Below are 20,595 nucleotides of genomic sequence, written 5' to 3'. Positions count from 1 at the left end.
CCAATCGAGCAGCTCGTCGTCGATGCCCCACAGGCTAGCGCTGCGCGGTCACCAGCGCAGCCAGGCCCGTGGTGACCGGGACCGCGGCTACCAGGCCGATCGTGCCGACCACGCTGCGGACGATCTCGTCGACGATGAACTCGCTCGTGAGGACCGTCGACGCCGACTGGCCGCCGATGATCACGAGGAGGAGCAACGGCAGGGACGCGCCCGCGTACGCCAGGACGATGGTGTTGACCGTCGAGGCGATGTGCGCTCGACCGATCCGGGTGGCGGCGCGGTAGAGGGCCTTCGCGCCCAGTGATCGATTCGCCTCGGCCAGTTCGCCGACCGTCGCCGCCTGGGTGACCGTGACGTCGTCGAGGACGCCGAGCGTGCCGATCACGATGCCGGCCAGCAGCAGGCCGCGTGGGTCGACGTCGCCGAGGAAGACCGCCAGCAGGCCCGTGTCCTCGCTGCCGAAACCGGTGAGATGCAGGGCCGAGGTGGCCGCCACCGCGAGGCCGCCGGTCAGGGTCAGGCTCACCAGCGTGCCGAGGACCGCGACCGACGTCTGCACGCTGAAGCCGTGCGTCAGGTAGAGGACCATGAACATGATCGCGGACGAGCCGACGATGGCGATCAGCAGCGGCGGCTTGCCGACCGCGATCGCGGGCAGGATGAACGTCAGCAGGATCGCGAAGCTGACCCCGAGCCCGATCAGCGCCGCCACGCCGCGCCAGCGACCGAACGCGATGATCACCAGGGCGAAGATGCCCAGCAGCACCCAGAGTTGCAGGCTGCGCTGGTGGTCGAGCACGGCGTACTGCGGTGGTCCGCCCGGCGCCACGTTCTCCGCCACGACGATCTTGTCGCCGACGTCGACCACCGGTGAGCCCGGTCCTTCCGGGATCGTCGCCGTCACCGTCTGGCCCGCCTGCGGGCCGCTCGTCAGCCGCACCGTCACGCTGCCGCACTGGCGCGACGCGCGCTGCTGGCACGGCTCCGGCTGCACGGCGGTCACCGTCGCGTCGAGCCGCGCCGGCTGGTTGGTGGCGATGGTCTGTGGTCCGGTGTACGGCCACAGCACGGCGAGCCCGATCCCCGTCAACACGGCGAGCGGGACCAGGATCGCGGCCATGATCAGCCGGGTACGCCGCGGCGCCGGGCCGACCGGTCCGTGCGCGTGCGCCATGCCGTCGAGTATGTCGGATTTATCCGAGTGTCCGGTCCAGATGCGGGTGACGGCCGCCCGTGGGGTTGACCCGCGACCGGCGGCCGTGTCGCCATAGGTGGCATGAGCGCCGACGCCGTCAGCCTGATCGGGGTCGCGGCGATCGGCTTCGCCTCGGCGTTCCAGCCGTTCACACCGGTCGAGGCATACCTGGTGGGCGTAGTCGCGACGAGCAACGCCGCTCCGGTGCCGGCCGGCCTGGCCGCCGCCCTCGGTCAGACCGCCGGCAAGGTCGTCATCCTGCTGGCCACCCGGGGCCTGCTGCGGGGCTCATGGCTGCGCCGCATCGTCGACCGGCAACGCGGCCCGACCCACCGATCGGCGTTCCGCGACCGGATGGCGGCCCTGGTCGCCCTCCTGGACCGCCCGCGCTACGCCGCCGCCATGCTGTTCGCGAGCGCGGTCGCCGGCATCCCGCCACTGCTCGCGACCACCGTCTACGTCGCCCGTACACCCATGCCCGTCTCGGTTTTCAGCCTCCTCTGCCTGACCGGCCGCACGATCCGCTTCGTCGCGGTCGCACTGGCACCGGCCCTGGTGCTACCCGACTGACAGACCCCAAACACGGCGAACTGAGGTCCGCACCACCACCAAGCAGGCCTACCGAAAGGCGAGGCAGATCGTGTCGACAGTGACTTCCGCAGCGCGGTCGCCCGGCAGATACCGTTCTTGCCGGGCGGCTGAGGTCGCGCACGTGACTCTCGCGCTGGCCGTCGCCGTGGGGTGCACGGCACAGCAACCGCAGGAAAGCCTCTCGGCGGACGGGGTCGTCGGCTGCGCCGACTCGGCCGCATGGGGGCAGGTCGCGACCGTGACGCCCGAAGGCGGCCAGCTGCGCGTCGTGCTGGAGCCCGATCGCTGGCTGACGCCGGAGTCCAGCTCAAGAACCGTCGACTTCCTCGCCGACGATCGGGCGACCGAGTCCGGGGCACCGCCGTGGCGGGTCGGCGACCGCGGTCTTCTGATTCTCAGCAAGTCGAGCCCACCGGCGCTCTACGACGAGGAGGTCGGCCAAGAGCTCGAACGGGCCTGGCGGGACGCCGGATCCCGCCGGCTGACCGACTGCCCGGGCTGAACCGCTTCATTGACTTTGGTGCATGTCTCGTGGCAGGCTGGGCGCGCCGCGGCGGGAGCGTTGTAGCGACACGGAAGCGAGGGCGGCTTCCGTCCTCGACTCTGGAGCTCTCATGCGCTTCGCCCGACTCCTGGCGGCCCCACTGATCGCGCTGGCCGCCGTCATCGTCGTCCTCGTACCTTCCTCACCGGCGTCCGCACACGGCAGCATCGTCAACCCCGCATCGCGCAACTACGGCTGCTGGGAACGCTGGGGTTCCCGCTTCCAGGACCCAGCAATGGCCACCGAAGACCCGATGTGCTGGCAGGCCTGGCAGGCAAACCCGAACGCCATGTGGAACTGGAACGGCCTGTACCGCGAAAACCTAGCGGGCAACCACCAGGCGAACATCCCGGACGGCCAACTCTGCAGCGGCGGCCGAGCCGAAGGCGGCCGCTACAACTCAATGGACACAGTAGGCAACTGGCGAGCCACAAACGTAGGAACCTCACTGTCCCTACGCCTCAACGACCAGGCCAGCCACGGAGCCGACTACATCAGGGTGTACGTAACCCGAGCCGGCTACGACCCCACCACCCAACCGCTGCGCTGGAGCGACCTGACCCTGGTAACCCAAATCGGCAACACCCCCGCCAGCCAGTGGCAACCGGCAGCACAGGGCGTCCAAATCGACCTACCAGTAAACGTCCCAGGCCGCACAGGCCGGGCAATGTTCTACACAATCTGGCAGGCGAGCCACATGGACCAGTCCTACTACTTCTGCAGCGACGTCAACTTCGGCGGCACCCCCACAAACCCACCAACAAACCCACCAACAAACCCCCCGACCAACCCACCCACAAACCCACCCACAAACCCGCCGACCAACCCACCGACAGGCACCCGCGCCTGCACAGCGACGTACACCTTGGTGGGCTCGTGGACAGGCGGCTTCCAAGCAGACATCCGAGTAACCGCAGGCTCCACAGCAATAGCAGGCTGGACAGTCACACTCACATACCCCAGCGGCCAACAGGTAGCCCAAGTCTGGAACGGCACAGCCACAACCAACGGCTCCACAGCAACAATCCGCAACGCCACGTACAACGGCTCAGTGGCCGCAGCCCAAAGCACCACCTTCGGCCTACTGGGCTCAGGCACCCACAGCACACCCACACTCACGTGCACAGCAACGTAACGACGGTCGCGGGGTTTCCGGGGGCTCGGCCCCCGGAGCAGATATGACAAGTGGCCCCGGCCCGCGCTTCCCGCGGGCAGGGGCCACCCAACCACTTGTGGAGGTGCCGGGAATCGAACCCGGGTCCTTCGGCGTCTTGTCAGGGCTTCTCCGAGCGCAGCTCGCTGTGTCCTTACTCGGCCCCACCGATCACACGAGCGAGTCGGTGAGACGGGCCCAGTCGCTGATTTATCTCGCCGCGCGGCCCCCGCGACCGGGGCCGGTTGGCCAGCCTTCTAGCTGATGCCGGCTAGCTGGGACGAAGGCGTTCCCAGGCCGACAAGTTCGCTACCCGCCTCAGGCGGCGAGGGCGAACTGAGCGCGATTCTGCTTGGCGCTTATTGGTTTCCAACGACCGATTTTCGAGACGACGTTGGCTTCCTCGGCTCGCTTCCCCTGTCGCAACGGACGAAGTCGAAACCAGTCACCCCCTCGTGCTGCGCCTGCCGCAGCCACTACAGATTAACGTGCCCCGCCACCTGATTCTTCCCGAGGTCGGAACCGCTCAGGAGCGGACAAATCACGACATGCCTTTGCCTCGGCGGCCGGCCGCGCGCTGGATCTCGCGGTCGGCGTCGCGCTTGGCCAGATCCTGTCGCTTGTCGTAGGACTTCTTGCCGCGCGCCAGGCCCAGCTCGACCTTGGCCCAGCCGTCGTTGAAGTAGACCGACAGCGGCACCAGGGTCACACCGTCGTCCTTGAGCTTGCCCAGCAGCCGGTCGATCTCGAGCCGGTTGAGCAGCAGCTTGCGGGTGCGCCGCGGCTCGTGGTTGGTCCACGTGCCCTGCGTGTATTCCGGGATGTGCATCCCGTAGAGATAGATCTCGCGGCCCTTCTCCTGCGCGAACGCGTCGACCAGTGACGCCCGGCCCGCGCGCAGCGACTTGACCTCGGTGCCGGTCAGCGCCATCCCCGCCTCGTAGGTGTCGAGGATGGTGTAGTCGTGCCGGGCCCGGCGATTCGACGACACGACCTTGCGGCCCTTTTCCCGCGGCACGACCTTGACCTCTTTCGCTCGGACAACTGTGCAATGCTACCCGGCACGCGTCCCGCCGACACCTGGGTTAGGGCCCGTGCGGCCTAGCAGAGACAGGGCCGCATGAACGACAGCGGCTGCACCGGATCACCGTTCAACCGGACCTCGAAGTGCAGGTGATAACCGGTGGACGCGCCGGTGGTGCCGACCCGCCCGATGATCTCGCCGCGGCCGACGTTCTCCCCCGCGCGGACCAGGATCGCCGACTGGTGCCCGTAGCAGGTCGACATGGACTTCCCCTGGTATTTGCCGTGGCTGATGCAGGTGTAGTTGCCGTAGCCACCGTTCCAGCCAGCCATGATCACCTTGCCGGCGGCCGCGGCCCGGATCGGTGTCCCGCCGGCAGCGGCCAGGTCGACCCCGGCGTGGAGCTGCCAGACGTGGTAGTACGGGTCGTACCGGTTGCCGAAGTCGCTCGACTTGTAACCCTGCACCGGCGTCAGCAGCTTCCCGGCCGACAGCCTCGCCGCGGCCGCCGCCCGCTGCTTGGCCTCCCACGCCTTCAGCGCCGCCGTGATGCGCGCCGCCTCGGCCTTGGCCTCCTCGTACTTGTCCAGGCTGGCCGCACGCTCCTCCTCGGCGACGCTGAGCGCCTCTTCCTTCTGGCGTACGAGCTCGGCGACCTCCCGCACCGCGTCCTCGGCCTGGTCCTGCGCGTCCGACGCCGCGTCGAGCGCACCGTCCGCGGCCAGCATCGCCTCGTCGGCCGCGGCCCGGGCCACGGTGGCGTTGTTCTCCTCGCGGCGCGCCACCGCCAGTGCGTCGAGGTAGCTGCCCACCATCCGCTGCTGGTCGGTGACCACGCGATCGACGAACCGCAGCCGGTAGAGCGCCTCGGTGGGGTTCTCCGCGTTCAGCACGAGGTTGAAGTTGGCGATCCCGGCACCCTTGTACGCCGAGGAGGCGAGCTCCCCGATCCGGTCCTGGGCGGCCCGGCGTTCCCGGTCGGCCGCCCCGAACCGCTGCTGCGCGTCGACCACGGCCGCCTGGGCCTCGTCCGCCTTGTGTTGCGCCGTCTCCCACTGCACCTGCGCGGCGACGACCTGGCCCTTGCTCTCGATCACCAGCTCTTCCGCGGCCGGCATCTTCGCGTTCGCCGTGGCGAGCTGGCGCACCGCGGCCTGGGCCCGCTCCGTGGCACCTTCGAGGATCGACGACGCCTTGGCCACCTCGGCGTCGATCCGCTTCTTGTCGTCCCTCGGGTCAGCTCGCGCGGCGCCCGCCGGCTGGATGGTGGCCACCAGGGCCACGGCCAGCAGGATCGCCGCCAGCTTTCCCCTCTTCCTGCGATCGGAGTACATCTCGCACCCTTCACCCGCACGTGGACTTGACGGTACCCACGAGACATAAGGCGCAAAGGGGATTCCCAAGAACAAGCGTCACATAACACAGCGCCCGCCACGCCGCTCTCGCGGCGTGACGGGCGCCTCGCGCGTACCCGTGGGGTAGCTAGACCCGCAGGTAGAAGCGGAGCGTGACCCATGCGGTGACCGAACTGACCACGGTGCCGGCCAGGGCCATCAGCGGCAGCATGATCAACACCTTGCCCCAGGACAGCGGCGTCAACAGGTCGGTGAGGTCCTGCAACGAGCCGTCGAGCAGCACTATCTTGCCGACCGCCAGCAGACCGAAGCCCAAGATCGCGCCGATCAAGCCGGCGACCACCGCCTCCAGCACGAATGGCGCCTGGATGAACCAGTTGGACGCACCGACGAGCTTCATGACGGCGACTTCTCGGCGTTTGCTGTAGGCCGCGACCTGGATCGTGTTGCCGACCAGCAACAAGGCCGCGATCGCCATCACGCTGGCCGCCACCAGCGCGCCGGTCTGCACCGAGCCGAGGATGTTGAAGATCTTTTCGAGCAGGTTCCGCTGGTCGATGATCTGGTCGACGCCGTCCTTGCCCACATAGGCCTCACGGACCTGTTGGTACTGCTCGGGGTTGACCAGGCCGACGCGGAAGGACTCGGGCAGTTGGCCCGGCTTCACCGCGTCGACGACCGCCGGCACGTCGGCGAACATCGACTGGAACTTGGTGAACGCCTCGTCCTTGGACTCGTAGATGACCTCGCGGACCATGGGGTCGCTCTTGAGCGCGCCTTCGAGGGCACTGCGCTGCTCGTCGGTGATCTCGGGCTTGAGGAAGATGGCGACTTCGATCTTGTCGTAGTAGTACGCCTTCATGTCCTTGACCTGCGTGTAGATCAGGCCACTGGCGCCGAGCATGAACAACGAAACAGCCATCGTGATGATCATGGCGACGGTCATCGTCACGTTGCGCCACAGTCCGACCATCACCTCGGACATGACGTACTTCAACCGCATCGGGGGGATTCCTTCCGGAGCTCCGCTGGACTAACCGACTTGCCGGGTGGCGATGTGCGCGATGGGGGGTCGCGCCTCAGCCGTAAACGCCTCGGGCCTGGTCGCGGACGATGCGACCACTCTCGATCTCGATGACGCGCCGGCGCATCTGGTTGACGATGTTGGAGTCGTGGGTGACCATCACGACCGTCGTGCCGGTCCGGTTGATCCGGTCGAGCAACCGCATGATCTCGATCGACGTGTCGGGGTCGAGGTTTCCGGTCGGCTCGTCGGCCAGCAGGATCAGCGGCCGGTTGACGAACGCGCGCGCCACCGCGACGCGCTGCTGCTCACCACCGGACAGCTCGTGGGGGTAGCGGTGCTCCTTGCCGCCCAGGCCGACCAGCTCGAGGACCTCGGGCACGACGCGCCGGGCGACGGCCTTGGTCTTGCCGATGACCTCGAGGGCGAAGGCCACGTTCTCGTAGGCGGTGCGGTTGGGCAGCAGGCGGAAGTCCTGGAACACGCAGCCGATCTGCCGACGGAAGGCCGGGATCTTCCACGACCGCATCGCCGTCACGTCGCGGCCGTTGACGTGCACACGACCACGGTTGGGGGTGACCTCGTGCAGCAGCAGCTTGATGATCGTCGACTTGCCGGAACCCGAAGGGCCGATGAAGAAGACGAACTCGCCCTTCTCGATCCCGACGGAGACCTCGTCAAGCGAGGGCCGCGAAGCCTTCGGGTAGGTCTTGGTCACGTGCTCGAGCTGAATCACGGGTCAGGAGTCTACGCGGTGTAACGAAAACTCCAAGCCTCCAGGCACCCATGGTGCCCGTATTGCCGGAAAGGCCGAAATTTATTCCACACATTAGACGGATACGCACACGCAGCGTTACGGAAAATAACGGGCTACGCGGGATCGGACTCCAACTCGCGCTGTTTGCGCCAACGGATCCCGGCCTCGATGAACTCGTCGATCTCACCGTCGAAGACGGACGACGGGTTGCCCGTCTCCTCCTCGGTTCGTAGATCTTTCACCATCTGATACGGGTGGAGGACGTAGGAGCGCATCTGGTCGCCCCAGGAGCCGGCCGCGTCGGTCTTGAGACCGTCCAGCTTGGCCTGCTCTTCCTGGCGCTTGCGCTCCAGCAGCCGGGACTGGAGCACCCGCAGCGCCGACGCCTTGTTCTGGAGCTGCGACTTCTCGTTCTGGCAGGTGACCACGATGCCGGTCGGGATGTGGGTGATCCGGACGGCGGAGTCCGTGGTGTTGACGCTCTGGCCGCCCGGACCGGACGACCGGTAGACGTCGACCCGGATGTCGTTCTCGGGGATGTCGATGTGGTCCGTCGTCTCGGTCACCGGCAGCACCTCGACGCCGGCGAAGCTGGTCTGCCGACGGCCCTGGTTGTCGAACGGGCTGATCCGGACCAACCGGTGGGTGCCGGACTCGACGCTCAGGGTGCCGTAGGCATAAGGAGCCTTCACGGCGAAGGTCGCCGACTTGAGACCCGCCTCTTCCGCGTACGAGGTGTCGTAGACCTCGGTCGCGTAGTTGTGCCGCTCGGCCCAGCGCAGGTACATCCGGAGCAGCATCTCGGCGAAGTCGGCGGCGTCCACCCCGCCCGCGCCGGCGCGGATCGCGACCAGCGCCTCCCGGGAGTCGTACTCACCGGAGAGCAGGGTCCGGACCTCCATCTCCTCGACCGCCTTGTGCAGCGCGGCCACCTCCGAACCGACCTCGGCGAGCGCCGACGGGTCGGACTCGTCCTCGGCCAGCTCCAGGAGCACGTGGGCGTCGTCGAGCCGGCCGCGGAGCCCCGCCAGCCGGTCGATCTCGCTGTTGACGTGGGAGAGCTTGGAGGTGACCGCCTGCGCCCGGGCCTGGTCGTCCCACAGGTCGGGTGCCGATGCCTGCTCTTCCAGGTCAGCCTTGTCCCGGCGCAGCTTGTCGAGGTCGAGCACGGCCTCGATGTTGCGCAGGGTGGCATCGAGAGTCTTGAGCTGGTCGGAGTAATCGGCAGCGGTCACAACAGTAAACAATAGCGCTGACCACCGATAACCTCGCGCCGCGCTGGGGATGCGCAAACCGGCGGGACCACCCCAGCCGACAGCGGCGCCTGGCCACGCGAGGGAGCGGAGCAGCGCGCTCGCGCGGCGCGGTGCCGTCCGACCGAGCGAAGCAAGGGTCGGACGGTGCCGCGCCGCGCGAGCTTCTAGGCGCTGCGGAGCGAGCGAGCCAGCAACTCAGCGCTGCGGAGCGAGTGAGCCCAGCTACTTAGCCGGGGCGCTCTTCAGCCAGCTAAGAGCGGCCTTGTGGTAGTTGATCGCGAAGTCCAGGGCCGCGGCGCCGTAGGCGTCGCCTTCCTTCTTCGCTTCGCGGGCCTGCTCGCGAGCCGAGGCGAGCGCGGACGTGTGGTAGGCGTTCGCGTTGCTGTAGAGCTCCTTGAGCTGACCGCCGGAGTGCTGCTGGCCGAACGCCACGCGAAGCGCGGTCGGGTTGCGCACCGCGTCGCGGCCCGGGGTCTCGCCGAGCCAGCGGGAGAAGGCCCGCTTGCCCGACGCGGTGATCGCGTAGGGCTGGCTGGAACGGGGACCGGGCTTGCCGAGCCGGACGTAGCCGTGGTCAGCCAGCGCCGGCAACTCGCGGTAGACCTGGCTGCGGGTCATCGACCAGTAAGGGCCGAGCCGACGCTCGGCGGACGCCATCAGCTGCCCGCCGGTCATCGGTCCTTCGTGGAGCAGACCGAGCAGTGCGGCCGCCGTGGGATTGATGTCATTATCCGCCATACCTCAAAGGTCGCACTTCAACGCCCCCTCGTCCAGGATTTCCGCTGATCAAAAACGGAGCGTCTCCACAATGCACTGTCTTGGACAGACAGTCTGCTGAGGACAATGGAGCCAGGCGGGCCGTATCGACTGCAAAAGCCTTGATCATGTCGTGGGAGGCATGGAAGGCATGAGATCCCCGATACCGGGCAGAGGCCCCAGGTCGGGTGGTACGAGGGCCTCCCCGACATCCGGTTGCGCGGTCGCGGTGCTGGTGGGAGCGCTGGGACCAGTGGGCACAGTGGTCTGTGAGACGACGGTCGGTGAGCGTCCTTCGGGTCCGGCATCCGGTGCGGAGGCCCCGCGGCCGCCGATCAGCGCGACCGCGGCGACCACCACGAGCGTGACCACCGCCACGCCTCCACCGAACAGCGCGACACGCCGGTGGAGGTCCGGCCCAGGCTCCACAGGGGTCGGTCCGGATCGCGCCAGTCCCGCGAGAGGGATCGCGACGAGACCGCCGGCGTACGCGGACGCGGGCGACACGGGCGCGGCGCGCAGCGGCACCCACGCCACCGGTGCGCGGGCCACCGTCGGCCGGCCGGGGCGCGGCCACCACGTGACCTGATCCCCGCCGAGCGGCGCGAGCGTGGGTGCACCGTCCAGCGCCGGTTCGAGGCCGCGCAGCCGGGCGGCGAGCAGACCGGCCGCCGGGCGCTGATCCGGCGCCGTGGCTAGGCAGTCCTCGATGACCGGCCACACCACGGCGGGCAGGCCCGGCGGTGGTACGGGAGTGCACGTCGTGTGCCGGGCGAGCACCTGTGTCGGTTGACCGCCACGGTAAGGGCTGCGGCCGGTGAGCAACTCGTAGAGGACGATGCCGAGCGCGTACACGTCGGCGCCGGGTCCGGCGGGTTCTCCAGCGACCACCTCGGGCGCGACGTACTCCGGCGTGGCGTGGATGACCGCGGGCCGGCCCGCGCCGAGCCGCCGCGCCACGCCGAAGTCCGCCACCCGTACCCGCCCCCCGTCGGCGGGCACGAGCAGGTTCGCCGGCTTGATGTCGCCGTGCACGACGCCCCGGCCGTGCAGATAGGCGAGCGCGTCGGCCACCTGTGCCGCGATGTGCGCCGCGATCGCGGGCGGCACCGGCCCGTCGCGCCGCAGCCGGTGCCGCAGGTCCTCGCCCTCGACCAGATCCAGCACGAGCCCGGGCGCGCCGTCGACCATGGTCGTGCCACGCAGCCCGACGATTCCGGGGTGGTCGAGCGCCGCGAGGATCTCCGCTTCGGCGGCGAAGCCGGCGACCAGTTCGGGCTCGGCGGCCGCCTCGGGCCGCAACACCTTGACCGCCACCGGCTCGCCGGTCTGGCGGTCGACCGCGCGCCAGACGGCGCCGACCGCACCCCGGGCGATCTCCTCGCCGCGCTCGTACCGCTCCGCCATGGCCGACCTCCCCGCGGCCAAAGCTAGGCGCGCGGAGAGGGCCGAACGTGAACGCGAGAAAGGCTTGGCACGAACCCAGGAATCAGCGCTGGCTTCCAAACTTCAGAGCCGGCTGCGCAGCTCCCACAACTCCGGATAGAAACGCATCTCGATCCGCGAGCGCAGGTACGCGCCGCCGGCCGACCCACCGGTGCCGGGCTTGGTGCCGATCTGCCGTTCGGCCATCAGCACGTGCCGCGCCCGCCACAGCGAGAACGCCTGGTCGTGCGCGACCAACGCCTCGGCCAGGTCCCAGAGCTGGCCGTAGCGTTCCCGGTCGTTGGCGATCGCCGCGTACGCCGCGAACCGCGCGTCGGAGGTCGACACGTCGAAGTCCGCCTTGGCCAGCGCCGCCAGGAAGCCGTCCCAGAGGCTCGGCTCGTCGAGCCGCGCCTGCAGCCGGGCCCGGTCGTCGTCGGCCAGCCCCTTGAACCGCCGCAGATATCCCGGGTCCTTGGCACCGGACAGGAACTCGATCTCCCGGAACTGCGCCGACTGGAAGCCGGAGGCGGGCGCCAGCTTGTTGCGGAAGGCGAGGAAGTCCTGCGGTGTCATCGTGTCGATCACGTCGACCTGGTTGACCAGGACGCGCTCCACCACCAGGCAGCGCTCCAGCCGCACCCGGGGCAGGTAGGCCTCCCCGGCCAGCATCCGGTCACGGGCGTCGGTCAGCTCCGAGAGGAGGAGCTTGAACCACAGCTCGTACACCTGATGGATCGTGATGAACAGCAACTCGTCGTGTGCGGGCGGCGAGGACTCCGGCACCTGCTGGTCCAGCAGCTCCGGCAGGTGCAGGTAGGCGCCGTAGGTGAGGCGGCCGCCCTGCTCACCGAAATGCGCGTCGTGAAGGATCTCTTCGGTCACCCTCCGCACGTTAAACCCCTGGTGTTTGACCTGCGGGAGTGGGTGGAGCAGGCTGACTGCCCGTGGCGTCCGCGTTGCTGAGCTGGTTGGCCCTCCGTCCGTCCGACGAGCTCGCCGCGGTCCTGCGCCGCCGCCGCGACGTGCTGCCGGTCGCCGATCTCGAATCCCTCGCGGGCCGCCTGGAGAAGGACGGCTCGGTCGCGGCCGCGCTGTCCACAGTGCCGCTGCCGCAGGCCCAGGTGGTCGAGGCGCTCGCCGGCCTCGGTGGCCCGAGCGTCCGGCCCGAGCGGCTGGCCGACCTGCTCGACCGCTCCGAGCACGACCCGGACCTGACCGCCGCGCTGGCCGGGCTGGCCGAGCTGGCGCTGGTCTGGGCCGACGAGACCGGTGCCCTGCGGATGGCCGAGCCGCTGTGGTCGGAGTTCGAGTTCCCGCTCCGGCTCGGCCCGCCGGCGGCCGCGCTGCTGGAAGTGATCGACGGAGACCGGCTGGCCGGGATCGCGGCGAGCTGGCGGGTTCGGCTCGACCGCGCGGCGGTGGCCACGGTGCTGGCTGACCCGCTACGCGTACGCGATGCGATCGAAACCGCGCCCGCCGACACCCGGGAGCGGCTCGACCGGCTGGCCCACCACGGACCCGCCGTGGAGCTGCCTGGCCGCGCGCTCGGCTGGGCGCTGGAGCGCGGCCTGGTGCTCCCCGACGGCTGGCGCCGGGCGACCATGCCGCGCGAGGTGGCGATGACTCTGCGCGGCGCCGGTTGGCACGCTTCGTTCGACCCGCGCCCGCCCGTCCTGGCCGTCAACCTCGCGCCGGCCGCGGCGGTCGACCGCGAGGCCGTGGCCGCCGGAACCCGCGCGGTGCAGCGCGTCGGGGCGCTCCTCGACCTGACCGAGCGCGCGCCATTGGCCTTCCTGCGGTCCGGCGGGGTCGGCGCGCGCGAGCTGCGCCGGGCGGCGAAGCTGACCGGTGCCGACGAGACCGAGGTCCGGCTCTGGCTCGAGATCGGGTACGCCGCTGGGCTGCTGGGCCTGGTCGACGAGACCATCGCGCCGACAGCCGCGGCTGACGAGTGGCGCGCCGGCAGCCCCGCCGAGCGGCTCGCAACCCTGGTCACCACCTGGCTGACCCTGCCGACCGTGTCCACCGCTGCCGGCCGGCCCGCCGGCGGACCCCAGCTCGCGGCGCTGCTGCCGGACCTGGCCTGGGCGCCGGTGCTGGACTGCCGCCCGGGCCTGCTGCGCCTGCTCGGCGAGCTGCCGGCCGGCCGGGGCGCGGCAGCGGCCGCGAGCGCCGACGACGGGCGGCTCGCCGACGCCGACGGGGTAGCGGCCGCACTGCGCTGGCGGTTGCCGGTGCTGCTGCCGCCGGCGCCGGATCCGCTCGTCGAGGGCACGCTGCGGGAGGCGCGGCTGCTGGGCGTGGTGGCGCACGGCGCACTCAGCGCGATCGGCCGGGCGCTGGTCGACGCGCCCGGCACCGTCGCGGTCGCGGGCGCCGGACTGCTGCCTGACGCGGTGGCCGAGGCGATCTTCGAGGCGGATCTGACCGTGCTCGTGCCGGGGCTGCCGGCGGCGCCGCTGGCGATGCTGCTGGACGCGGCGGCGGAGCGGACGGCCGCCGACGGCAACGCGGCCAGCTGGAGGTTCACGCCCGACTCGGTGCGGGCGGCGCTGGAGGCTGGGTTCACCGCCGAAACGCTGCTGGAGGCACTGCGGATCGTGGCCGCGGACGGCAAGCTCCCGCAGGTGCTGGAATACCTGATCGAGGACGCCGGACGGCAGCACGGGCAGGTCCGGGTGCGGGCGGTCGGCTGCGTGCTGCACACCGAGAACCCGGCGCTGGCCGCGGAGTTGTTGAGCGCTCGGCCGTTGCGCGGGCTCGGCCTCGCCGCATTGTCACCGACGATCCTGACCAGCCCGCGGCCCGCGGACGAGACGCTCGACGCGCTGCGCGCGGCGGGCTACTCCCCGGCCGGCGAGGACGCGACAGGTGCGCCGACGGTGCGGCGGGCGACCAGGGTCCGGGCGACCCCACGCCGCCGGCCCGGGCCGGTGCCGGCGGCCCGGAGCAGGCCGGCCGGCGACCTGGACGAGCTGGCGGAGCGGCTGCTCGACCAGGGCATCGCCGCCCGACCCCGGCTCGTGGCCGCCGGCGGCGCGGACGGCGCGGTGCCGGAGGAGCCGACCGCACGGCCGATGTTGTGGCTGGTGCCACCCGCCGGCACCGTGGAGGCGGATCCCGACCCCGCCGCGGCGGTGGCCACCGAGGTCCGGCGGCACACCCCGCAGCTCGAGGCCCGGGAACGCGAGCTGCTCGTCTACGCGATCGTGGTCGGCGGGCCGGTGACCATCGACTACCGCACAGCCGGCGGCGACTTCTCCAGCCGGGTCGTCGAGCCGCTGGAGCTCGACGGCAAGCGGATGGTCGCCTGGTGCCGGCTGCGCGAGGACGAACGCGTCTTCGGCCTGAACCGAATCGAGCGCGTGCGGCCCGCTTAGCCCATGTGCGGGTAGCGGTGGTCGGTCGGCGGGACGAAGGTCTCCTTGATCGTCCGTGGGCTGGTCCAGCGGATCAGGTTGTGCCAGGAGCCAGCCTTGTCGTTGGTGCCGCTGGCCCGCGCGCCGCCGAACGGCTGCTGGCCGACCACGGCACCGGTCGGCTTGTCGTTGATGTAGAAGTTGCCGGCCGCGTACCGGAGCACCGCGGAGACCTTGTCCACGACCCGGCGGTCGTCCGCGAAGATCGACCCGGTCAGCGCGTACGGTGCGATGCCCTCGGCCTGTGCGACCACCTCGTCGAAGCGGGCGTCGTCGAAGACGTGCACGCCGAGGATCGGGCCGAAGTATTCGGTGGTGAACACCTCGTGGGTCGGGTCCGACGCCTCGACGACGGTCGGGCGGACGAACCAGCCCTCGCTGTCGTCGGCGGTGCCGCCGGCGAGCACGGTGCAGGCGGCCGAGTTCTTGATCCGGTCGAGGGCGCCGGCGTGCTTGGCGAACGCCCGGGCGTCGATCACCGCGCCGCCGAAGTTGGTGAAGTCGGTGACGTCGCCGTAGGCGAGGCCGTCGGCGGTCGCCGCCAGCCGGTCGCGCAGGCCGCCCTCCCAGATCGACCGCGGGATGTACGCGCGGGACGCGGCCGAGCACTTCTGGCCCTGGAACTCGAACGCACCCCGGATCAGCGCGGTGTGCAGCGCGTCGACGTCGGCGCTGGTGTGCGCGATCACGAAGTCCTTGCCGCCGGTCTCGCCGACCAGCCGCGGGTAGCCCCGGTAGCGGTCGAGGTTGCTGCCGACCTGGTGCCAGAGGTGGCGGAAGGTCGGCGTCGAGCCGGTGAAGTGGATGCCGGCCAGGTCGGGGTCGGCGAGCGCGACCTCCGAGACGGCCAGGCCGTCGCCAGTCACCATGTTGATCACGCCGGGCGGCAGGCCGGCCGCCTCGAACAGGCGCATCGTGAAGTGCGCCGCGAACTGCTGGGTCGGCGAGGGCTTCCAGATCACCGTGTTGCCCATCAGGGCCGGCGCGGTGGGCAGGTTGCCGGCGATCGCGGTGAAGTTGAACGGCGTGATCGCGTAGACGAAGCCCTCGAGCGGGCGGTGGTCGAACCGGTTCCACACCCCGTTGGAGCTGCGCGGCTGGTCGGCCAGCAGGTTGCGGCCGAAGTGCACGTTGAACCGCAGGAAGTCGATCAGCTCGCAGGCCGCGTCGATCTCCGCCTGGTAGGACGTCTTGGACTGGCCGAGCATGGTCGCCGCGTTGAGCGTGTCGCGCCAGGGGCCGGCCAGCAGGTCGGCCGCGCGCAGGAAGATCGCTGCCCGATCCTCGTAGGGGAGGCTCCGCCACATGGGTGCCGCCGCCTTCGCAGCCGTCACCGCCGCCTGCGCGTCGGCGTTGGATGCGTTGTGGGTGACCCCCAGCACATGTCGGTGCCGGTGTGGCTGCACGACGTCGATGGCGTCGCCGGCGCCCATGCGCTGCTCGCCGTCGATCGTCATGGTCAGCTCGGCCCGGTCGGCCGCCAACTCGGCGAGGCGGCGCTGGAGGCTGTCGCGCTCGGCGCTGCCAGGCGCGTAGTCGCGCACCGGCTCGTTGCGGGGCTCGGGGGTGGTGAACACGGCGTCCATCTTCGGCTCCTGACCGATCTCGACGGCTTTGGCGACATCGGGCCCACCGGTGCCGGGCGGTCAACCGGGCGCACGGCCGTGGCCACCGGCGGGTGCCGGCGTCACGGTGGTGGGACCACATGCCATATTCGCACGTCCGGGGGTGTGGCCACCGCTCCGCGCCCGCGCCCGGAGGCGTTCAGAGGGTCCGCGTACGCTGGGGCGTCGAGCGGACCGGGGTCGAGCCGACCGAAGGGGAGACTATGAGCGAGCGCAGCGAGCGCGGCTGGCTCAGTGCGTTGCGGTCATGCCGGGGCTCGCGAAGCGAGGCACGAGCATGAGCGAGCGCACCGGGGCTGTGGGCACCGAACCCGACTCGCCGCCCCCGGCGGAGGACGAGAAACCGGCCGTGGTCGGGCAGCGGAAGCCGGAGCCCGACCCCGTCGAGCCCGTCGAGCCGGATGAAGACGAAGAAGATTCGCCGGTACGGATCTCGTCGCGGCCGACCGCCCGTACCACTGAAATGATCCCCGCACCTGGCGCCGGCCTCCTCGCGCTGCTCGCGCTGGCCTGGTTCGGCACGACGCTCTGGGTGCTGCAACGGGAGATCTCGACCTCGGTGACCGATGCCGTGGCGATCGCCTCCGCGGCCATCTCGCTGCCCACGGTGGTGTCGGCGAGCCTGGTCGCGGGTGCCGCCGCCGCGCTGGTCGCGGTCAACCTGATCGCCCGCGCCGGCTGGACGCCGGCCGCGTCGACCAGGTGGGCGGGCGCGCTGGTCACCAGCATCGCGGTCGGTCTGCTGGGTGCGCTCGGTGTCATCGCCGGGTACGACGGCCCGGGCAGCCGGGTGCTGGCCGCGACGATCGCGGCGGCTTCGGTGGTCGGCGGCGCCCTGGCGGGCCTGCGGCCGACCTCGGTGATCGCGGCGGTGCTGTCCGGCGCGCTCACGGTGTTCGCGGTGCAGTTCGTGCTCAACTACCTCGACTTCGGGGTGATCTCCGGATCGAGCACGCTGGCCGCGATCGTCGCCGGGCTGGTGGCCGGGCTGGTGCCGTACTTCTACCTGCGCCGGGTGACCCGGCGGGACACCACCGAGGGTGGTGCCCTGCGGTGGCCGTTCTACATGGTGACCGGCGCCGGCGTGGGCATCACGCTGCTGGTCACCGAGGCGGTCACCCGGATCGGCGGCGCCCAGGTGCTCGACGCGGTGGCGGCGCTGAGCGACTTCGACCGGGCGTTCCGGGCCCATGTCGACGCGGACCGGCTCACGTACACCCTGATCGTGTTCTTCGTGGGTGCGCTGACGACGACGATCGCCTTCGGGCGCACGCTGCCGTCAAAGAAGCGTGTCCAGCTCTGACACGTCGTACCACTCGAGCTCGTGGTCCTCGGCGCTGTCGACGGTGAACTGCGCGTCGGGGTCGCCGGCCTGGGCCTCCTCGACCTGATCGGCGGCCGCGGCGACGTCCGGCTCGGCGTCGGCGCTGTCGACGTGGATCGCCGCGACGGCCTGCAGCGGCACGGGGCCGGTGAGCTTGACCATGCTGGAGCCGAGCTCGGCGTCGACCCGCTGGACGGCCTGGCGCCCCAGATCGGCTGAGACGACGACCCGGCGGCGGGGTGCCGTCTTGTCCTGCCGCAGGAGGCGCAGGGCGCTCTGGGCGGCGCGGGTGAACGCGATGTATTCCAGCTCTTCCTCGTCGCCCTCCGCGTACCACTCCCGCAGGTCTGCGGTGACCGCGTGCGCGGCGGCGACGGTCAGGCCCTCGTTGCGGAGGGCGGCGAGCATGGGCAGCGTCGCCGGCAGGTAGACCCGGATCAGAGCGTCTGGCACCGGACGTTCATACACTGCCGCCGGTGCTGGCCGCCAGCGGCGCGGTCAACGGGTCTGCCGGGCGGGTGACAACGCCGTCGTCGGTGACGACCGGGAAGCCTTCGCGGATCCAGTACTCGATGCCGCCGATCATCTCTTTGACCTGGTAGCCGCGGCGGGCCAGCTCGTGGGCGGCCTTGGTGGCGCCGTCGCAGCCCGGGCCCCAGCAGTAGACGACGACGGGCTTGGTCTTATCGAGTCGGCTGGCTGCGTGCAGCGGGATCATCCGGCGCGGTAGGTGGACGGCCTGCGGGATGTGGCCCTGGCGCCAGGAGGCGAGGTCCCTGGTGTCGACGAGGGTGAAGCTGTCCTCGTCCGCGCTGTGCACGTCGGAGACGTCGGTCTGGAAGGCCAGCTTGGCGGCGAAGAACTCTTCTGCGTTCATGGCTGTTGACGCTATTCGGGCTCTTTCGTTTGCTGAATAGGCTGTCCACGGTGCTTGCGTTGATCCGTCGTTGATTCGGCGGTAGTCTGCTGTGATGGCCGTTGAATCACCGGTGCTGGATGCGACTGACTGGCGGTTGCTCGCTTCACTGCAGTCCACGGGTCGGGCGTCCTACGCGGAACTGGCGCGCGCGGTGGCGATGTCGCCGAGCGCTGTCGCGGAGCGGGTGCGGCGGCTCGAGGAGTTGGGGGTGGTCGCCGGCTATCGCGCGGTCGTACCCCCTGCCGTGGTGGGTCTGACCATCATGGCTTTCGTCCGGTTGCGCTATCCGACGGGCAACTACCAGCCGTTCTACGCGCTGCTCGACAGCACTCCGGAGATCATCGAGGCGCATCACGTGACCGGCGAGGACTGTTTCGTGCTCAAGGTGGTGGCGCGCTCGATGCGGCATCTGGAGACGGTGGCCGGCCGGATCGCGGGCCTGGGCGCGGTGACGACCAGCGTGGTCTATTCGAGCCCGCTGCCGGGCCGCGACCTGTCGGCCGCCGCGGCGCGCCCACCGGCTGGCCCCGGGGCCGAGGGATAGGTGCTGCCCCAAGGCAGTCGATGGCAAACTGAGGCAACCGAGCCGAAGTAGGGGTGACCGTCCGTGGGGGCCAGATTCCTGGAGTTGTCCGAGGTGGCGGCCGAGTTGGCCGTCTCGGACTCGCAGGTCTACCACATGGTCCGCAGCGGAGAACTGCCCGCAATCAAGATCGGCGGGCGCGGGCAGTGGCGGGTGGAGCGGGTCAAGCTCGAGGAATACATCGCGCGCAAATACACGGAGACAGCGGACTGGGTACGCACGAACCCGCTGACCGACAAGTAGGGCGCGACATCCCCGCATCTGGCGCAGAGTGACGTGCCAGTTTCATTGAGTGGCATTGACGGTGGTCCCGTCGCGTCTCCAAACTGGTGTGGTCGAAGGCAAACGAAAGCAAACGCAAGATTCTTTGTCTGCAGGCCCGCCACTTGGGAGGCCGCTCGATGTCGCCCGCCACGCTCCCGTCTCTGCCCACAACCACCCGGCCAGCACCGCGCCCGACGGGCACGGGATGGCCGACTACCCCACCCTTCGTCGGCCGGTTTCCGGCCATCGTCAGCGTCGACCGATCCGCGACAGCGGCACCGGCCCACCGGCGCCATCGGGTCGCCGTCGGCAGCGGCCGTGGCCGGGCGACCGGCCGCTGGTCCGACCCACCGTCCGCGGCTTCGCCTTACCAGGTGGTCCACGACAGCGGCGCCTCGCTGATCCGGCGATCACCCCACCCAAAGCGCACGGTGACCCGCGGCAGCTACCCGCCGATCGGCTTGCCGCGCACCGACGAGCCCGACACCGAGGCGACCGGCCAACTCGCCTTCGACTTCGCGGCCCTGACCCGCCCGCCGGCTCCACCCAACGCCGGCCCGGTGCCCGAGCCCCGGCTGATGCCGTCGCCCGACGCTCACCGAGCCGCGAGCCGCTTCACCCGGGCATGCCTGGAGATCCTCAACGGCTACCGCCCGGTGGGGCACGTACGGTCGCTGTGCGTGCCGGCCATCGCCCACACGCTGATCGAGCAACTCTTCGACGCGCTGCGTCGCATGCCGGGCCAACCGATCGCGCCCCAGCGTCAACAACGGCAGGAGCTGGTGAGGCTACGCCGACTACACATCAGCGAGCCGGCACCGGGCGTCGTCGAGGCGGCCGCCGCGCTCGGCACCGATGCCCGGACGTGGGCGATGGCGTTCCGCCTGGAACACACCACCACAACGTGGCTGGGCACTGTGCTCCAGGTCCTCTAGCTCCCCGGAGCGTCCACCAGGCCGGGCACGCCGGTGGGCGCTCTGGGGCTCCAGCGATCGCCGGCCGGATCCGGCGCCTGCTGGGGCTCGTCGACAAGCGAGCGCGCGATCTGGGCCGAGCGCCGCTCGCCAACAAAGCGGACCGCCAGGACGGGCACGCGCGGGTTTTGCGGCATGGGCGACGACTGCGGCGGCCGCGCGACGCACGGACTAGATGATCAATTCCAGGGTTATCGGGACAACGAACGGAGGTGAGGGCGTCCCGATCCATACAGCCATGGCATAACGCGCACAGACCACGAACGTTCGACCCGAATACCCCAACGAAGCAACACACCCCGGGCCGCTCCCACCCTTGGGATCGTCGTCGATTAGCCAGCCCGGCCCAGGTCGGCCCCGGGTCAGCCCGGCTCGGCCCTGGTCGGCCGTGGGTCGGCGCCTGG

20 protein-coding genes and 1 other RNA gene are annotated in these 20,595 nt (G+C 70.4%); 8 read left to right on the top strand and 13 right to left on the bottom strand.

Going from position 1 to position 20,595, the window contains the following annotated elements:
* Window positions 1-34: 34 nt before the first annotated feature.
* Window positions 35-1,174, bottom strand: coding sequence for a YibE/F family protein (locus Air01nite_RS40945; RefSeq protein WP_239090452.1), 1,140 nt, complete (start codon window positions 1,172-1,174; stop codon window positions 35-37).
* A 102-nt stretch (window positions 1,175-1,276) separates the two neighbouring features.
* Between Air01nite_RS40945 and Air01nite_RS03240 the strand changes: the two genes are divergently transcribed.
* The 3 genes from Air01nite_RS03240 to Air01nite_RS42035 all read left to right on the top strand — a co-directional run bounded on the left by Air01nite_RS03240 (window position 1,277) and on the right by Air01nite_RS42035 (window position 3,465).
* Window positions 1,277-1,765 carry a hypothetical protein gene (locus Air01nite_RS03240; RefSeq protein WP_203700269.1) on the top strand — a complete coding sequence of 163 codons (489 nt, stop codon included), beginning with the start codon at window positions 1,277-1,279 and terminating at the stop codon, window positions 1,763-1,765.
* 142 nt (window positions 1,766-1,907) lie between these two features.
* Window positions 1,908-2,288: a hypothetical protein gene (locus Air01nite_RS03235; RefSeq protein WP_203700268.1), complete on the top strand. Its 381-nt coding sequence runs from the start codon at window positions 1,908-1,910 to the stop codon at window positions 2,286-2,288.
* Window positions 2,289-2,400: 112 nt separating this feature from the next.
* Window positions 2,401-3,465 carry a lytic polysaccharide monooxygenase auxiliary activity family 9 protein gene (locus Air01nite_RS42035; RefSeq protein WP_203700267.1) on the top strand — a complete coding sequence of 355 codons (1,065 nt, stop codon included), beginning with the start codon at window positions 2,401-2,403 and terminating at the stop codon, window positions 3,463-3,465.
* Window positions 3,466-3,560: 95 nt separating this feature from the next.
* Here Air01nite_RS42035 and ssrA read toward each other — a convergent pair.
* The 9 genes from ssrA to Air01nite_RS03185 all read right to left on the bottom strand — a co-directional run bounded on the left by ssrA (window position 3,561) and on the right by Air01nite_RS03185 (window position 11,965).
* Window positions 3,561-3,936: a transfer-messenger RNA gene (ssrA, locus tag Air01nite_RS03225) on the bottom strand.
* Between the two features lie 88 nt (window positions 3,937-4,024).
* Window positions 4,025-4,501, bottom strand: coding sequence for an SsrA-binding protein SmpB (gene smpB / locus Air01nite_RS03220; protein ID WP_203700266.1), 477 nt, complete (start codon window positions 4,499-4,501; stop codon window positions 4,025-4,027).
* A gap of 83 nt (window positions 4,502-4,584) precedes the next feature.
* The gene (locus Air01nite_RS03215; protein ID WP_203700265.1) at window positions 4,585-5,841 is read right to left on the bottom strand and encodes a peptidoglycan DD-metalloendopeptidase family protein; all 1,257 of its coding nucleotides are present in this window, start codon (window positions 5,839-5,841) and stop codon (window positions 4,585-4,587) included.
* A 148-nt stretch (window positions 5,842-5,989) separates the two neighbouring features.
* Window positions 5,990-6,865, bottom strand: a complete 876-nt coding sequence (gene ftsX, locus Air01nite_RS03210; protein WP_203700264.1) for a permease-like cell division protein FtsX — start codon at window positions 6,863-6,865, stop codon at window positions 5,990-5,992.
* A gap of 76 nt (window positions 6,866-6,941) precedes the next feature.
* A complete protein-coding gene (gene ftsE / locus Air01nite_RS03205; RefSeq protein WP_089245428.1) occupies window positions 6,942-7,622 on the bottom strand; it encodes a cell division ATP-binding protein FtsE in 681 nt (226 codons plus the stop codon).
* A 134-nt stretch (window positions 7,623-7,756) separates the two neighbouring features.
* Window positions 7,757-8,878 (bottom strand): peptide chain release factor 2, encoded by a 1,122-nt coding sequence (gene prfB / locus Air01nite_RS03200; protein ID WP_203700263.1) that lies wholly within the window; start codon window positions 8,876-8,878, stop codon window positions 7,757-7,759.
* Window positions 8,879-9,121: 243 nt separating this feature from the next.
* On the bottom strand, window positions 9,122-9,637 hold the full coding sequence (locus Air01nite_RS03195) for a PadR family transcriptional regulator (protein WP_203700262.1): 516 nt from the start codon (window positions 9,635-9,637) through the stop codon (window positions 9,122-9,124).
* Between the two features lie 144 nt (window positions 9,638-9,781).
* Entirely contained in the window at window positions 9,782-11,062 is a 1,281-nt protein-coding gene (locus Air01nite_RS03190) for a serine/threonine-protein kinase (protein ID WP_203700261.1), read from the bottom strand.
* Window positions 11,063-11,164: 102 nt separating this feature from the next.
* On the bottom strand, window positions 11,165-11,965 hold the full coding sequence (locus Air01nite_RS03185; RefSeq protein WP_203700260.1) for a tryptophan 2,3-dioxygenase: 801 nt from the start codon (window positions 11,963-11,965) through the stop codon (window positions 11,165-11,167).
* Between the two features lie 62 nt (window positions 11,966-12,027).
* Here Air01nite_RS03185 and Air01nite_RS03180 point away from each other — a divergent pair, with 62 nt between their 5' ends.
* Complete coding sequence (locus Air01nite_RS03180; protein ID WP_203700259.1) at window positions 12,028-14,463, top strand: helicase-associated domain-containing protein; 2,436 nt, start codon at window positions 12,028-12,030, stop codon at window positions 14,461-14,463.
* On the opposite strand, the gene pruA is transcribed toward Air01nite_RS03180, so the two are convergent.
* Window positions 14,460-16,088 (bottom strand): L-glutamate gamma-semialdehyde dehydrogenase, encoded by a 1,629-nt coding sequence (gene pruA / locus Air01nite_RS03175; RefSeq protein WP_203700258.1) that lies wholly within the window; start codon window positions 16,086-16,088, stop codon window positions 14,460-14,462. The genes Air01nite_RS03180 and pruA overlap by 4 nt on opposite strands.
* A 316-nt stretch (window positions 16,089-16,404) precedes the next feature.
* Here pruA and Air01nite_RS03170 point away from each other — a divergent pair, with 316 nt between their 5' ends.
* A complete protein-coding gene (locus Air01nite_RS03170) occupies window positions 16,405-17,430 on the top strand; it encodes a hypothetical protein (protein ID WP_203700257.1) in 1,026 nt (341 codons plus the stop codon).
* Here the strand turns inward: Air01nite_RS03170 and Air01nite_RS03165 are convergent.
* Together Air01nite_RS03165 and Air01nite_RS03160 are read right to left on the bottom strand one after the other, a co-directional pair.
* On the bottom strand, window positions 17,407-17,859 hold the full coding sequence (locus tag Air01nite_RS03165) for a DUF6912 family protein (protein WP_373310304.1): 453 nt from the start codon (window positions 17,857-17,859) through the stop codon (window positions 17,407-17,409). The two genes, Air01nite_RS03170 and Air01nite_RS03165, sit on opposite strands and share 24 nt — an antisense overlap.
* A 52-nt stretch (window positions 17,860-17,911) precedes the next feature.
* The gene (locus tag Air01nite_RS03160) at window positions 17,912-18,328 is read right to left on the bottom strand and encodes a rhodanese-like domain-containing protein (RefSeq protein WP_203700255.1); all 417 of its coding nucleotides are present in this window, start codon (window positions 18,326-18,328) and stop codon (window positions 17,912-17,914) included.
* Window positions 18,329-18,422: 94 nt separating this feature from the next.
* Here Air01nite_RS03160 and Air01nite_RS03155 point away from each other — a divergent pair, with 94 nt between their 5' ends.
* From Air01nite_RS03155 to Air01nite_RS03145, 3 genes are all read left to right on the top strand, one after another.
* On the top strand, window positions 18,423-18,914 hold the full coding sequence (locus tag Air01nite_RS03155) for an Lrp/AsnC family transcriptional regulator (RefSeq protein ID WP_203700254.1): 492 nt from the start codon (window positions 18,423-18,425) through the stop codon (window positions 18,912-18,914).
* A gap of 63 nt (window positions 18,915-18,977) precedes the next feature.
* Entirely contained in the window at window positions 18,978-19,196 is a 219-nt protein-coding gene (locus Air01nite_RS03150; protein WP_203700253.1) for a helix-turn-helix domain-containing protein, read from the top strand.
* Window positions 19,197-19,591: 395 nt separating this feature from the next.
* A complete protein-coding gene (locus Air01nite_RS03145; RefSeq protein ID WP_203700252.1) occupies window positions 19,592-20,152 on the top strand; it encodes an Rv3235 family protein in 561 nt (186 codons plus the stop codon).
* Window positions 20,153-20,595: the final 443 nt, after the last annotated feature.

The sequence above is a fragment of the Asanoa iriomotensis genome, from assembly GCF_016862515.1.
Lineage (GTDB): Bacteria > Actinomycetota > Actinomycetes > Mycobacteriales > Micromonosporaceae > Asanoa > Asanoa iriomotensis.
The sequence above is the reverse complement of the archived record's forward strand: the minus strand, read 5'-3'. Positions and strand labels throughout refer to the sequence as shown.